The 16,243-nt window shown below is 40.5% G+C and carries 9 protein-coding genes; 5 read left to right on the top strand and 4 right to left on the bottom strand.

Going from position 1 to position 16,243, the window contains the following annotated elements; genetic code table 11:
- Positions 1-320: 320 nt before the first annotated feature.
- On the top strand, positions 321-1,724 hold the full coding sequence (locus HGR01_RS38485; protein WP_052335385.1) for a CHAT domain-containing protein: 1,404 nt from the start codon (positions 321-323) through the stop codon (positions 1,722-1,724).
- An 18-nt stretch (positions 1,725-1,742) separates the two neighbouring features.
- Positions 1,743-4,559, top strand: a complete 2,817-nt coding sequence (locus HGR01_RS38480; protein ID WP_045873631.1) for a CHAT domain-containing tetratricopeptide repeat protein — start codon at positions 1,743-1,745, stop codon at positions 4,557-4,559.
- Between the two features lie 143 nt (positions 4,560-4,702).
- On the opposite strand, the gene HGR01_RS38475 is transcribed toward HGR01_RS38480, so the two are convergent.
- Positions 4,703-8,437, bottom strand: coding sequence for a CHAT domain-containing tetratricopeptide repeat protein (locus HGR01_RS38475; protein ID WP_045873632.1), 3,735 nt, complete (start codon positions 8,435-8,437; stop codon positions 4,703-4,705).
- Positions 8,438-8,841: 404 nt separating this feature from the next.
- Between HGR01_RS38475 and HGR01_RS38470 the strand changes: the two genes are divergently transcribed.
- Positions 8,842-11,082 carry a caspase family protein gene (locus HGR01_RS38470; protein ID WP_045873633.1) on the top strand — a complete coding sequence of 747 codons (2,241 nt, stop codon included), beginning with the start codon at positions 8,842-8,844 and terminating at the stop codon, positions 11,080-11,082.
- Positions 11,083-11,261: 179 nt separating this feature from the next.
- Positions 11,262-11,498 (top strand): hypothetical protein, encoded by a 237-nt coding sequence (locus HGR01_RS38465; RefSeq protein ID WP_168161035.1) that lies wholly within the window; start codon positions 11,262-11,264, stop codon positions 11,496-11,498.
- 57 nt (positions 11,499-11,555) lie between these two features.
- Here the strand turns inward: HGR01_RS38465 and HGR01_RS38460 are convergent, their stop codons facing one another.
- Positions 11,556-11,777: a hypothetical protein gene (locus HGR01_RS38460; protein WP_155539589.1), complete on the bottom strand. Its 222-nt coding sequence runs from the start codon at positions 11,775-11,777 to the stop codon at positions 11,556-11,558.
- Between the two features lie 313 nt (positions 11,778-12,090).
- On the opposite strand from HGR01_RS38460, the gene HGR01_RS38455 reads away from it, so the two are divergent.
- On the top strand, positions 12,091-13,401 hold the full coding sequence (locus HGR01_RS38455; protein WP_096621593.1) for an IS701 family transposase: 1,311 nt from the start codon (positions 12,091-12,093) through the stop codon (positions 13,399-13,401).
- Here the strand turns inward: HGR01_RS38455 and HGR01_RS38450 are convergent.
- Positions 13,398-15,278, bottom strand: a complete 1,881-nt coding sequence (locus tag HGR01_RS38450) for a hypothetical protein (RefSeq protein WP_052335363.1) — start codon at positions 15,276-15,278, stop codon at positions 13,398-13,400. The two genes, HGR01_RS38455 and HGR01_RS38450, sit on opposite strands and share 4 nt — an antisense overlap.
- Positions 15,279-15,531: 253 nt before the next feature.
- Complete coding sequence (locus HGR01_RS38445; protein WP_045873465.1) at positions 15,532-16,236, bottom strand: hypothetical protein; 705 nt, start codon at positions 16,234-16,236, stop codon at positions 15,532-15,534.
- Positions 16,237-16,243: the final 7 nt, after the last annotated feature.

Here is a 16,243-nt window from a genome sequence, read left to right as displayed (position 1 = left end):
TTCTCCTCATTATTTAACTCTTCTGACTCCTGAATTCTGATTCGTAATTTACTTATTGGGGTATAATTACGAATTACAAATTAGTTTAATTTCTGGTGTGTTGCGCTACCAGACAACACACCATTAATGAGTTATGGGGCTTTATTACTATTTGTAATAATAGGCTATTCTATATTTAATTTACATTATTTGGGCAGGCAAGATGCCAATCCCACAATATTTATAGGCTTTATGGATGTAAATTAGATTGGTTTGGCTTACAAAAAATAGTTTTAAAATCATCGATAAAACTTACATAAAATTAGTGAGAAATAGGAGATATGCAATTAAAATTAGCTCTGGCATTTATTAGCTTTACTACTTGCCTAACTTTGCCTTTAAGTTTGACTCTAGCATTAGAAAAATCGTCATTAGAAAAGCAAACACCAGTTTCTCAACAACTGCTGAAGTCGCTCATTGTTCAAAATCAATCCACAGCAGCGTTAGAAGTTGAAGAACGCAGTAGAAATCGGGGTTTAGTTGATTTATTAGTGCAGAGTTTACCAACAAAAAATGTCGCTCCGCCAAAGGTTGAGGAAATTAAGCAAGTTGCTAAAAATCAAAACGCTACAATTGTGCAATATACAGTTTTAAGTTTAAGCGAAAATTCTGATGTTAATGGTAAAAGACAAACTCAAGCATCAGAATTGGTAGTTTGGGTAATTTCGCCTACTGGTGAAATTGCTTTTCGCCGGGTTGATGTACAAGCTTGGCAAAAGAAAAATCAGACTAATCTGGCAAATTTGATTCAGCAAATTCAAGCTAGTAATGGCAGTATAACTGAGCGAGATAAAGGCGGAATCATAACATCCAAGACCCCTAAAAATCCTTCTGCATTAACCTGGAAACAATTACATCAATTACTGATTCAGCCTATTGCTGATTTATTACCAACTAACCCAGATTCTAGAGTAATTTTTATTCCTCAAGATAAATTATTTCTTGTGCCTTTTGCAGCGCTACAAGATGAAAATAATAAATATTTAATTGAGAAACATACTATTTCTAACGCACCGTCAATTCAAGTTTTGGATTTACTGGCAAAACGACGTACTGCAAATACAACTGCTACTCAAGATGTGCTGATTGTTGGTAATCCTACCATGCCAACTAAACCCATGAATCCTGGTGAGCAATTTAGCAAGTTATCGCCATTGCCTGGTGCAGAAAAGGAAGCCAAAAATATTGCCAGTATCTATAATACCCAGGCTTTGATAGGGGATGCGGCAACTGAAACTGCTGTTGTTAAGGGAATGTCCAGCGCTAGGATTATTCATTTGGCAACAACGGGATTTTTGGGTAAATCTCTAGAAATTCCTGGTTTACTGGCGTTTGCACCTTCTAGTCAAGATGATGGTTGGTTAACAGGTAGTGAAGTTAGCAAGCTGAAGTTAAAAGCCGACTTGGTGGTTTTGAGTAGTTGTGATTCGGCTTTAGGAAAAATCACAGGTGATGGTGTCATTGGGTTATCGCGGGCGTTTTTTGTGGCGGGTGCTAATAGTGTGATTGCGACGCTGGGCAATATTCCTGATGAACCAACGGCGACATTAATGACTGAGTTTCATAGTATTTTAAGTAAAAATCCTGATAAAGCGGCGGCGTTGCGTCAAGCGATGTTGGTGACGATGAAACAACATCCTAATCCTCAAGATTGGGCAATGTTTACACTGGTGGGTTTGCCTTAATTGTGTAGGGTAATAACAATGCGTTCTTATAAGATTGGGTTAGGCATTTTTGTTTGTTTGTTGGCTGTGGTTTCGACTTCTTCTGTTTTCAATTTGCCGATCGCAACAGCATCGCGGGTTTTGGCGCAAACAGCAGATGCACGAAAAGCGGAAGCAGACCGATTGTTGCAGCAAGGTATTAAGCAGTTTCAAACGAGTCAGTTTACAGCAGCATTGCAGTCTTGGCAGCAAGCACTTTCTATTTACCGCGAAATTAAAAACCGTCAAAGTGAGGGTAAAGCACTCTTGAATCTCGGTCTTGCCTACCTTTCTTTGGGAGACTACCCCAAAGCTATTGAATACCAACAACAAGTATTAGCGATCGCACGGGAAATCAAAGACCGTCAAAGTGAAGGTGCAGCACTCTTGAATCTCGGTCTTGCCTACGTTTATTTAGGAGACTACCCTAAAGCTATTGAGTACCTACAACAAAGCTTGTCCATAGCACAGGAAATTAAAGACCGTGAAGGTGAGGGTAAGTCACTAGGAAATCTCGGTCTTGCCTACCTTTCTTTGGGAAAATACCCCAAAGCTATTGAGTATCTACAACAACTATTGGCGATCGCAAGAGAAATCAAAGACCGTCAAAGTGAGGGTGTAGCACTCTCGAATCTAGGTCTTGCCTACGTTTATTTAGGAGACTACCCTAAAGCTATTGAGTACCTACAACAAGGCTTGGCGATCGCACGCTCAATTCAAGATCGTAATAGTGAGGCTAAGGTACTGGGAAATCTCGGTCTTGCCTACCTTTCCTTGGGAGATTACAAAAAAGCCATTGAGTACCTACAACAAAGCTTGGCGATCGCACGCCAAATTCAAGACCGTCAAAGTGAGGGTGGAGCACTCTCGAATCTCGGTCTTGCCTACGTTTATTTAGGGGACTACCCTAAAGCTATTGAGTACCTACAACAAAGCTTGGTGATCGCACGCCAAATTCAAGCTCGTCAAGGTGAGGCTAAGGTACTGGGAAATCTTGGTCTTGCCTACCTTTCTTTGGGAGATTACAAAAAAGCCATTGAGTACATACAACAATTCTTGGCAATTGCACGTCAAATTCAAGACCGTCAAAGCGAGAGTGAATCGCTGGGAAATCTTGGTCTTGCTTACGGTTACTTGGGAGACTACAAACAAGCCATTGAGTATATACAACAATGGTTGGCGATTGCACGAGAAATTCAAGATCGTCAAGGTGAGGGTCTATCACTAGGAAATCTCGGTGTTGCTTACGGTTACTTGGGAGACTACAAACAAGCCATTGAGTACTTACAACAATGGTTGGTGATCGCACGCCAAATTCAAGACCGTCACAGTGAGAGTCTTGCACTAAATAATCTAGGATTTGCTTTCTACAAACAAGGCAATCTCACTTTAGCTGAAAGTACACTAAGAGAAAGCTTAAAAGTTAAAGAATCTCTTCGAGGTCGAGATTTAAAGGATGGTGAGAAAGTCTCGATTTTTGAAACGCAAAGTAACACCTATCGCACTTTACAACAAGTTCTCATTGCTCAGAATAAAACTGATGCAGCTTTAGAAATAGCTGAAAGCGGACGGGGACGTGCATTTGTAGAGTTACTTACTTCGCGGTTATATGCTGATCCCAAACAACAATTCCTTACTACACCAAATATTGCTGAGATTAAACAAATTGCCAAATCACAAAATGCTACCCTTGTCCAATATTCAATTGTTGGTGATGAATTCAAAATTGCAGGTAAATCAGAAACCAAAGAATCAGAATTATATATTTGGGTGATTAAACCTACGGGTAAAGTTTCATTTCATCGCAGTGACCTTAAACCTTTGTGGCAAAAGTCAAATACAAATCTATCCCAATTAGTTGAGGATGTTCGTACTTCTATTGGTGTGGTAGATATTAGAGGACGGGCTGGTGGTATCGTCGTTGCTGGTAATGGTGGAGATAAAACTAACCAAAATAAACGCTTAAAGCAACTGCATGAGGTGTTAATTAAACCGATCGCAGACAGTCTCCCTAAAAATCCTAACGATCACGTAATCTTTATCCCTCAAGGTTCTCTGTTTCTAGTACCTTTCCCAGCGCTGCAAGATGCAGACAATAAATATTTAATTGAAAAGCACACTATCCTGACTGCGCCATCAATTCAGGTATTGAGTTTAACACGTCAGCAAAAGTTGAAAAATGGGTCAGCGAAAATAGGAAGAAGTGAAGCTTTGGTGGTAGGTAATCCGACAATGCCGAGTGTAGCTTTAAAAGCAGGCGAAAAACCAATACAGTTACCGCCTTTGCTGGGTGCAGAACGAGAAGCTCAGGCGATCGCACCCCTTCTGAAAACCAAACCGATCATAGGTAGTCAAGCCACAGAAATTGCGATCGCCCAAAAAATGCCGTCAGCGCGATTCATTCATTTAGCGACACATGGCTTACTTGATGATGATCGGGGATTGGGAAGTGCGATCGCGTTAACTCCTGCCGGTAAAGATGACGGTTTGCTGACTGCGGAAGAAATTTTAAACTTGAAACTAAACGCAGATTTAGTGGTTTTAAGTGCTTGCGATACTGGCAGAGGCCGGATCACTGGGGATGGTGTGATTGGTTTATCGCGTTCTTTGATTAGCGCCGGTGTCTCCAGCGTTATGGTTTCTCTGTGGGCTGTAGATGATAGCTCTACGGCATTTTTAATGACAGAATTTTATCAAAATCTGCAACAAGGGCTTGACAAAGCTACAGCGTTACGAAAAGCAATGTTGGCAGCAAAAGATAAATACAGCAATCCTTTGCAGTGGTCTGCATTTACGCTGATTGGGGAAGCAGAATGAGAAGGAGTCAGAATACCCTATGCCTCGTAATTTGTCATGGATTTTGCTTACTGAATCTGGGAAATGAGAAAGCGATCGCAGTTTGAGAACGTGAAACCCAACATCCACAAGTTTTGAGGTGTTGGGTTTCGTCCAATTACCAATTATCTCCATTCACCCAAGAAGGTGAAAGCCGCCCAGTAATTGGGATTACGCCATTTCTCTTGTTGCCACATTTTTAACTGCGCTGCCCGTAATGCTTGATTTGGCGATTTGTTGTGCTGCCACATTTGCTGGTAAAATTCTTGCATAAACTCAGATGTGCCTTTGTCATCAACTTGCCATAAGGACACAACTAATCTTTCAGCACCTGCATACATTAATCCTCTTGTCAAGCCTACCAAGCCTTCACCTTGAATCTCTTTACCTAATCCGGTTTCGCAAGCGCTGAGAACAATTAAATCGGCTGGATAATCGAGGTTAAACAAGTCTGCTAACCGCAGATATCCCCGGATGTCTTTACCTTGTTCGTTTACCAGAGACAGCACAAGACCTGATAACTCTGGGTTAGCATCATTCACAAAACCGTGGGTAGCAAAATGTAAAATTCGGAATTGATTGAGATTACTGCTAGTAGCTTGGGTGTAATTTGCGGCAAAATCTAAGAGTTGCACGCCTTGAGATTTAGGTACTAGGTTAAAAATTGTCTGGGCTTCTGTGCGTGTACCTGAAAGTCGCGTCCAACCTTGGCGATTGAGAATATCAGCAGAACGCTTGAGGGCAGACTGTTCTAGCTCTATGTTGAGGTAATCTTGCTTTTGGAGTTGTTTATTTTGGGCGTTCGTAACTCGCGTATCAGTAGCGTTGTATACTGGGTCTGCGAGGATAGCTAAGGCTTTGGGTGCGGGTGGACGTGTGGCGAGTTCTTGGCGTTGAATTGCGATCGCACTTGCGGATGGTAAACTAACAATTTCGTGGTTAACTAATAAAGGTTGGTAATTTAAACTCTGCGCCTGGGCTGGCGAACAGACACGAATACCACCCGCAGTAGAACAGACAACATCTTTGGGTTTTTCTTTCTCTTCCTGTGGTGTAGAATTCGGTTGAGAATTGACATCAGCTAACGCTGCAAAGGGAATATATTGCAAAGCACCATCAGCAACAATGACTAAGCGTTTTGTAGCTAATTTATCTTTCGCAGGTGAGAGAATCAGTTGACTGAGTTCCTGTGCGGCGACATCAATGCGTTGATTTTTGATGTTTTTACAGGGATTTTCTTGATTAGTAACAGAAGGCGGTTTAGAACTATTTCGGCTAATCAGGCAAAATAAATTAATCGCGCTTTTGTCTATCTCGGCTTTTTTGGGAAGTTCGTAAATATCGAGAGAATTGGGAGAAACCACCCACAGAAAACTGCGTTCGGAACCTAAGGAATACTGTAATAGCAGGGTATCTTTATCAAGTTGTTGCTGAATTTGCGGTAAAGTCAGGGGTTGGGGATACTTGAGGTTAGCGTATTTTGAGCTAGTTTGACGAATTTCGGTTTCTAGTTGCTTTTGTTGGCTGAGAAGTTGCTCGATTTCTGTTTGTAACTTTTCGGCGTTGGCTTTAAAAATGGGGTTTTTAATTTTATCGCTGTTAACTATTTCAAACCTGACTTTCTCCTTACCATCAATTAAAGCTTGTATGCGGCGTTCTTCGGCTAAGAGTTCGGGGTTTGCACCTTTGCGGATATTGGCGCGGGCTTCGGTTAACAGTTCTACTAATCCTCTAGCGCGAGAGCGATCGCTTGTTTCCAGTGCTTGGGCATTGTATCCTTTTGATGGGTCTTGTTTGTGCAGTTCCATCAATAGGTCGATTTTGAATTTATAGTAACTTTGGACTGTGGCGAAGTAGGAAGTACGCAAATCTGAGTTTTTGACGTTGCTGCGGATATTTTCGATGATTTTAATTGCTGCTTCGATGTTGGTTAGTGCAGTTTCAGGGTTTCCTAGTTTGCGTTGATTCATGGCGATTAGATAAAAAGCATTTGCTTCGCCTGTTTTATCTTTTAACTCACGCCGCAGTTTTAGTTCCTCATTGAGTGTATTTATCGCCTGTTTATAATTGTTTTGTCGTTCATAAGTTATGCTCATATCGCCTAATATTCGAGCTTCTCGAAGGCGTAAGCCGACTTTGCGATAATGTGCCAAAATTTTTTGAGAGATATCTAATGATTTTTTGTATTCACCTTTTGCTCGATATAAACTACTAAGAATATTGAGAGAAACTTCTTCTTGAAAAGTGTTTTGGCGTGATAGAGCTAATGCATGATTGGCAAAATCCAATGCCTTATGGTAATTTTTCAAATATATATGTGTTTTCGCCATTCCATGAAGTATGCTGATTTCAGACTGATAATCATCTTTGCTTAATAGTGATAGCGCCTGGTTATAAAATGGAAGTGATTCATCGTATTTTTCTTGTGTTTGATAAACGATGCTGATCAATAATAAAGTCCGAATTTGTCCATTCTTATCTGGTAAACGTTTGTATATTTCTAATACTTTTCTGTAAGTATCAATACTTGACTTATAGTCACCTAAAGATTGTTGAAGTAGTGCAATTTTTCCAAGGGTACGAGCTTCCATTCTAGGATTTGGTATTGAACTTGAAATTTTCAAAGCATTATTATACTCATTTAATGCTAATTGGTAATCACCTTGCGATGCATAAATATCAGCTTTTGCGTCAAAAGTAGAAGCTTTTCCATCCTTATCGTTCACCTGAAGAGTAAGTGCTTCATCTAGAGATTCTAATGCTTTTTGATAATCTCCCGAAAAAGTTGTGTGAAGATTAGCAATCACAAGAATAATGGTTGATTCTAAATATGTATTGCCAGCTTGCTGATAAAGCTTTCTAGCTTGCTGATGGTAATAAATTGCTGTTTTATAATCTCCCCTTGAAGCATATAAAAAACCAATATCTGTTAGAGTACTAGCTTGGTCAGATAATTGAGATCCTGCCTCTTGATGCAGTTTTAATGCTTCTTTTAAGGAGTTCAGAGCATCTTCAAAGTTTCCCAATACACCTTGGAGAGCACCAATATCACTTATTAATATAGCTTGTTTTTTTAAATCTCTTCTTTGTCGTTGAATTTTTAAGGCTTGATTGTAATAATTAATAGCTGTTATATTTTCACCTGCTATTGAATATATAAAGCCAATACTATAAAGCGTGTCTGCCTCTCCAGATAAATCTTTTAGTGTCTCTCGATAAATTTTTAGTGCCTTGTTTAATAAATCTAGAGCCTCTTTTGTATTTCCTAACTTATGCTGAACAGTAGCAAGTCCTTTATAAGTCGTTGCTAGTTCATGAAGCTGTTGATTTTGCAAAAATATTGACTTTGCCTGTAGGAAATAATTAAGTGCTTTTTCTGGTTCATCAGTGTTAGTGTAAACAGCACCAATAGCAACAAAAACTTTTGCTAACAAAATATTATTTTTAAGTTCGCGGGAAATTTCTAATGCTTTATTAAAATATATTAAGGCATTTTTACGATCAGAAATATAATTGTAGGCAGTGCCAATAACAAACAATATCTCAAATTCATCTTGGAGCAGTCTTAATTCCTGGACAATTTTTAAAGCCTGCTGATATTTATTTATCGCCTGTTCATATCCTTCTTTAGTCCCCTTCTTCTGTAACTCCTGTGCTTCTTCAACTAGTTTTACACCCTGTTGGTATAACTTTTGCTGTTCTGCATTCAAGGGAACTGACGGCGTAGACGCTGGTTGCTGGGCAATTTTTATCCCATGACTCCCCAAACTTGCGGCTGTTGACTCGGATAATAAAAGCAGGGCAAAAAATAAAGCCGCAGCGCGAGATGCTAACCCAAGAAGTTTTTTATGCTTTGTCATGAGCGTTTATACTGAATTTTGAACTACGAATCAATATAGTTCTCGGCGGTATGGGGGTATGCAAGTTTACAGAAACTTTAAATGGAACGTTCATAGCTGCTTGGAATATCAACCAATCACGCAGACAGTTTTTCCAGCTTCAGCCAACAGTGTTGCATTCTGACGTACTTATAGGAAGAATAGCAGCTTCCGAATTCTCAGTTATTCGCCAAGTTGCATACCCCCCCCAATACTTCTCGGTTAAGGATTTTTAACTCGGAATTTGGTTTGGGGAAAAGGTGACTGGGTTTGGGTTAAAGGTTTTATCTTGCCCCTTTTGCCCTTAACCGACAAGTATTGCATACCCCCCCATACCCCCAGAACTATAAATAACCAGCAAATCTCAAATCTCAAATTTAAAACCTATGTCTCAAATCAAACGCCGTCAATTTCTGCAATTTGCTGGTTCCACATTGGCGAGTATTGGTTTCAGCCAGTTAGATATCATCCACCAGGGAGATAAATACGCCAAAGTTCTGGCGCAAAATTCACCCCGCAAACTGGCGCTACTAGTAGGAATTAATGAATACAGAAATGGTATCCCGCCACTAGCAGGTTGCATTTATGATGTGCAGTTACAAAAAGAATTACTAACTCACCGCTTTGGTTTTAACGAAAAAGATATTGTTACACTCACCGACGCACAAGCTACACGCCAAAATATCTTGACAGCCTTTGAACAACACCTCATCAACCAAGCTAAACCAGGGGATATTGTAGTATTTCACTTTTCTGGGCATGGTTCACGAGTAATTGACCCAGACAAGGACGAAAAAGATGGATACAACAGTACACTGGTTCCCGTTGATTCTAGATTACCCCAAAGCGGTGGCGTAGCCCAAGACATCATGGGACATACTCTGTTTTTACTCATGTATGCATTAAAAACAGATAATGTCACCGCTGTTTTAGATTGTTGTCATTCTGGTGGTGCAAAACGGGGCAATTTTCTTGTACGTACTCGTTCAGAAGTTCCAAATGTGAAAGCTATTGAGGCAGAATTGGAATATCAACGCCAATGGTTAAAGCGATTGAATCTGTCAGAAAAAGAATATAGAACACTGCGTAAACAAATAGCTAAAGGAGTTGTTCTCGCTTCTGCAAGACGCGATCAATTTGCTGTTGATGCAACTTTTAGTGATTTTTCAGCAGGAGCATTTACTTATGCTTTAACTAATTATTTATGGCAAAAGTCAGCAAATCAATCTGTCAACAAACTCTTTGCTGATGTGAGTCGTACTACTGCAAGTTTGGCATACCAAAATTTTGGCATTCAATACCCAGAGTTAGAAATTAACGTCAAAGGCAATTCTGAACCACAGCTTTACTTTAGTCCTTTTACAACATCCTACGGCGATGCAGTTGTGACTCAAACTAAAGGTGACCAAGTAGAATTGTGGTTAGGTGGTATAGATCCCCAATCTCTAGATGCATTTAATAAAAATAATGCAGCTTTTAGCCTTGTTGATAGCAACGGTAAAGAACGAGGACTAATTAGATTAGAATCTCGTCAAGGTTTAGTCGCCAAAGGTAGATTAACCGCATCTACAAAAGGAAATGCAGAATTACAAAGTGGAATGCTTGTACAAGAACGTTTGCGAGGCATCCCCACTGATATAACATTAAATATTGGACTAGATGACACATTTGACAATAACACTACTGCCCAAACTACACAAGCTTTAAAAGCACTCAACCGTGTTACACCCGTACCTTTGAGACAAAAAGAAGTACAATATATCTTTGGTCGCATGACCAAAGAAAGATATCAGCAATTACAGAAATTTAAAATAGCAAATCTTCCGAATGTAGGCAGTTTAGGCTTATTTTTACCATCATTAGACCAAATAATTCCTAAATCCTTCGGTGAAACTAATGAAACTATCCCGGCGGCAGTAGAGCGATTAAAATCTAAATTAAAATCATTATTAGCAGCGCGAATTGTCAAGAAAATGGTACGCAATACCAATACATCGCGCCTCAAAGTTAACGCGTCAATGATTATTGCGAATAGCCAAACAATTGTTAGTGAATCTTTTACAGTTCGTGGTCGCGAAAATTCTCAACAACCTGCAAATACTAGTAAGATTCAAGATGGTGGTATTGCACAATTACCTATTAATACGCAAATAGCATTTAAAGTTGAAAATCTAGAATCTGTACCTCTTTATCTCAGCATTTTAGTAATTGACGCTGAAGGTGAAATGGCAGTTATCTTTCCTGATAACCAACTTGTTTCTGCTTCAGAAGATGCAGTCACCATAGCACCAGGTGAAAAGCGAGTTATTCCTGAAGATGATGAGATGACACTCACTATCAGCGAACCATTAGGAATTACCGAAGCATTAATTATTGCTAGTACATCACCATTGCGAGAGTCACTGCAAGCACTGCAAAAAATTGCTAGAAGAGGAGATACTACTAAACGTAGTGCATTCGCTGCAAATGATGAGTTTTTAGATGTAGCAGATAAGTTACTTCAAGATTTAGATACTGCCACACGTAGTGCGACAAACGCTGAAGCACAGCAGTTACCTGCGGGAGTGCGCGGTGTAGATGTTAAGAAACTGGCTGCAATGTCAATTACCTTAGAAGTAGTTAGTTAAAGGGGACTGGGGAGTAGGAATTTTAGATTTTAGATTTTAGATTTTAGATTTTGGATTTTAAATTTTAGATTTAAACCTAATCCAAAATTGCAAATCCGTCTTCTCTCAAAGGGAGAGGCTACGCCAAGAAAAGTTTGCAAGGGCGGGGGGAACCCTCCTTCGGATTCACCACTTTGCTTATGCCGGGAAACCCGTCCACCGCAAGTGGTTCACCGCACGCAACTTTTGTCTTCTCTACGAGAGGCTGCGCCCGACGCGTTCGCGAAGCGTCTCGTAGAGAAGCGATGCCGCAGGCTTTACGACACGCTACGGGTAGCTTGCTTCTCCGCAGGAGTACGCAAAATCCAAAATTGAATTGCCCCATGCCCAAGAACTTCATCCACGAATGGGAGTTTTTCAAACTAGAATTAGCATAAAAAATAGCTTTTATTTCCGGTTGACTTCCGGAACTCAATCGGAACTCAACCCGAACTCTAATGCCCAAAACGTAGACTAGAAGACACAACCCGCCACAGCATCAAAAAAAGACGAACCACCGATGGATACTGGCTTTTGGCTGAGTATTGGATGGTGGTCAGACAAGCATGAGTATCTTCTGTGTTGCGACCGAAACCACAGTCATTACGGAGTCGTACTCGACGGACACGATAGCCACCCTTGGCTAAACGGCGTTGAATTTGGTGGCTGCTATCCAAGAGCTAAGTCTTTTTTAGAGTGGTTGCTCCTGCATGGTGGCAGTTAATTATGATGTTGCACCTGTTTTAGCAGACGTATTCGATTGAGCGGTTTCAAGCCTATCATTTCAGGTAGGTAGTTCCTCCTAAAGCCTGTTACATGATGTTTAAGGAAAGAGCTATTCAACATCGCACATCAGTTGTTTATACTCCGAAACAGCATTTCGATAAGCCTCATTCTCCCCAGGTCTTGCATCCCAAAGGATTCTAACCCTGTTTTGTCACTCTGGCAGTAGTATAATAAGGTAAAAATGCTAGAACCAAGACACAGAGCATGGTACAGCCCCGTCCAGCCGCACCAACAGTCAAATTTGTGGACGAATATTGCCAGTGGTATAAAAGTCTGTTTCCAGATGTTAGGAGTTTCGAGGCTTTTAAATATCTCCATGTAGGCTGCATTTCTGATCTAAAACGTAAAACATTGCCAGAAATAGCAAAAATCGTAGGATTAGATAACCAGCAAGGGTTGCATCATTTTCTAACTACATCACCTTGGGATATAGAAAAGTTAAGAACCTTAAGGTTAGAGTTAATTTTACAAGTGCTAAAAGGTAGACCAATCATTTTAATTATTGATGAGACAGGGGATAAAAAGAAAGGGAGCAAGACAGATTATGTGAAACGGCAGTATATAGGAAATTTGGGAAAAACAGATAATGGAATTGTGGCAGTGACAGTATATGGTGTTTTCTGTGGGATGACATTTCCATTACTGTTTGAAGTGTATAAACCCAGGGAAAGATTACAGGCAGGAGATAAGTACCGCACTAAACCAGAAATAGCAGCAATACTGATAAAAAAGCTACAATCAATGGGTTTTAAATTCAACTTAGTACTTGCAGATAGCTTATATGGAGAGAGTGGTAAGAATTTCATATCTGTATTAGATGAACTAAACTTGAACTATATAGTAGCGATTCGGTCAAATCATTATGTAGAAATACTTCCACGACAACATATTCAATATTTAAAGTGGCAGAAGTTTCAAAGGGTATTCTCTGACTTGAGTCGGGAAAATCGATTTATTAGAGAAATTATTCCGGGAAAACGTGGAGAACTTAGATATTGGCAAATTACTACAGATCCAGAAAATTTGCCTGATAACACTACTTGGTATGTGATGAGTAAATATCCAGACATTACGCCAAGAGAAGTTGGAAATTTTTACGGTTTAAGAACTTGGGTCGAGTACGGGTTAAAACAAAGTAAGAATGAATTAGGTTGGTCAGATTTTCGCCTGACTCACTACCCAGATATTGAGCGATGGTGGGAAATTATTTGCAGTGCTTATTTAATGGTTAGTCTGCATTCGGAGCAACTGTTTCAGTCTCCATCACAACGAGAGTCAAAATTTGTTTCACATCCTTGGTGGGATAATGGAAATGGCTGGAAGAACATTCTTAACAATCTTCGTTTGATTATTCAACCTTTTACTTTATTTAATCTGATATATCCCTGGTTAACGGTTTTTCCTATTCCTCAATTAGCTTTGGGTTTTTTTAAACTTCAATCTATTATTTATAGCCTCACCAGTTCAATTTTTATATCCCTGATTCACCCTGATTTCTACTTTTCCTCTGCCTAGAGTGACAAAAGAGGGTTAAGATTCATTTCGTTTCGCAAGCGCAAAATCTCCGCTATTGCCTCATTTCGGAGTAAGGCGAAACGAGTGAAACGCGGCTGTTGTGAATCAAAACTATTGATTTCGCGTAGTTTCGGCGTTTCGGATGATTGTTTCGCCGTTTCGCTAGGTAAGGAATCCGAAATGGCTTCATCAGCATGGAAACTCGACTCCAGTCTCTTGATAGTGTCGATATCAGAACTAATAAATTCTCCGGGAGTAGGAGGTTGGAAGCCCTCAAGAAAAGTTCTGGAATCACGGTCATAGCCAGAATGATTTTCTAGCTTGGGCATTGCAAACCAATTATTTAAACCACCATGATAAACTGCTCGGTTTACAGGTGAAGCATCAATGAACTCCTGAAGTTTGGCATCACTGATTTTCTGAGAACTGGGGATGAAGCCAGTAGAAATCATCGCACTATAGGCTGCAATATTTACACCAGAGACAATCGCCAGGGGAGTAAATTGCGATCGCAATCCGCCGCTAATCCCCAAATCCTCAGTATGGGGATTCTGGGCTAAAATCCAAACTCTAATCCCCGCAGAATCACCGCAGGAAGTATAACTAGTCAATTTTCCCTTGAGCCAGTCGAGTTGCTTTGCGATTTTAAATTGACTGCCAATCTGCGTCCCTTCGTCAAAAGCCAGCAATTTGTCACCCCTGATGGTATCGAATTCTTTAATGCAATTTTGGAACCAACTGACAATTTCAACAGGAGTCATCGATGGAGTAGAAGCCCGTTTGAGGACATCTACACAACCAGAGAAATAACCAGTCTCCTTTGGGTCGTTTTTGGGGTCGATGTAAAAAATGGTAGTTTGCGGATGCAATTGTTTAATTCGCCGCAAAGCATTACTGACAAGCAAACCTTTGCCAGCCCCAGGAATACCTATAATTAAATGATTAGAAATCCGTTGTGACATCTTCTCAATTACATCAAGTGTTTGCGCTCTTTGGGGACTGTATTCATCAATGTGCGTGTTAGTTTCATCAATTGGTATAGGATTTGAGGAATTAGATGAAGGAATACCAAGTGGTAAATTAGTTATTGGTGCGGCTAAAGGTAAGTGAGCAATAGGTGGAGGGGGTAAGTTAATTTGAGGTGCTTCTAATTGTGGTGGGCGTATTTGTTGAATCGCTTGAACATGATGATAGTTAACTCTAGGGTCAACTGACACTTTGGCAAGATGCTGATTGAGTTGGTCAAACGTAGGGAAGACACCGCGAAAATTGACAAAGCAATCAAGCAAATATCGGTAAGCGTAAAAGCGTTTTCCCGGTTCCACAATATTAATAAACTCAGTTAAGGTATGAGTGTGCTGCCTGAGCATGGCAAATTCATAACGCTCGCACGGTTCTAAATGATGCATCAAGTCAACAAATTCGTTTTGATTTGAGAACCATTCTTCTCTGGCTTGACTATCACCCATCGCTGATAAAAACTCAAAGAAGTTACCTCGAATAAAGGGTATGGGGGCAAACTGATGGGAAGCATTCATGTCAGTTGCAACCGCCCAAACATACCCAGCACTGGCAATTAATGCACCGATGGGTGCCAAAGGACTGGTAGCATAACAAACTGCTCCAATTGCCCCACCAGCAAGAGTGATGAGTTTCGAGAGGTTCATCCCGGCTCGCTCATCTTTGGCTCTAATTAATAGCTGATCGGTACGTTCAACTAACCAAGCCGCAACATTTCCCGCTTCCAAGTGTTCTATTGAAGGATAATCTTCTCTGAGCCGAGCAGTTTCTAGCGTAGTTAAAGATGGTACTTGGTTTCCCTGATGAGTCTGGTTTTCATGAGATGTAGGGTCTGGTTGATAATTTATAAAATCCATAGAGTTCACCAATACTGATTACCAAAATAGAATTCAGGAGTCAGGAGTCAGAATTCAGTATGAATTCTGTACGACTGGCGGATAGCGTAGCGTTAACGAGTCCTCGTTCGCGCAGCGTCTCGTAGAGAGCGTCTGAATAAGTGGGTTTAAGACCCCCGCTAAATTAAAAATTTAGCGGTCTACAATTAGTGGCGGGTCTGAATCCCCCACTAATTGCATTCTGACTCCTGACTTCTGACTTCGGGATTCTTCTTCATTTGGTTAATTTCCAGATGGTGTAGCCGATTTCACCAGCCATCATTGAGCCTAAGTTGTAGACAAGGCAGGCAAGAATAATACTGGGATTGGTGAAAGCGAAAGGGTTGCGTCCAACGAAGGTGGTTGTTAGGTCAAAAATCCAAAAGAACAAAGCAACCGCACCGCCTGTGTGTCGTTCTTTCATGCCAGCAACCTTGTAATCCCGCCACAATGCCTGTGTTAGGTCAATGGTGCCACTGGGTTTGCCGCCTAATGTAAACTGCTTGGAATATTCAAACTCGGTTTTCGCTTCTTCTGGGCGTTTACCACGCAATGTTCGAGCTTGCATTACTTGGACTAACGCAGATATGCCAAAAGATAACCAGAATAATGGGTTGAAGGGCAGTGTTAACCACCCAATCCAACCAATCCAATTTTGCTCAAACCAAGGAAACAAAGGAGTTCCAGCAAACATCGTCTGCCAAATGCCATCAGTACTAAGTAAAGAGCCGATGAAAAAGCCGAGTGCGCCGATGATTTTCGTACCGCCAGAACCAGGGGTAACGAACTGTGCCAGGATATGGGAAACGAAAGACACGGGGATGGAAATAATATCAACAATCCATCCAGCTAAGATTTCTATGTAGTCAGAAACTCCCTTCCTTTTCTGAGTCTGCTTTTCGGTTGCTTGCTCAGAAGATGAATTTTTCTGAGTATCCATGTTTTTT

Origin of the sequence: Tolypothrix sp. PCC 7712 (assembly GCF_025860405.1) — a bacterium.
Classification (GTDB): domain Bacteria; phylum Cyanobacteriota; class Cyanobacteriia; order Cyanobacteriales; family Nostocaceae; genus Aulosira; species Aulosira diplosiphon.
This window is presented reverse-complemented; position numbering and strand designations above follow the sequence as displayed.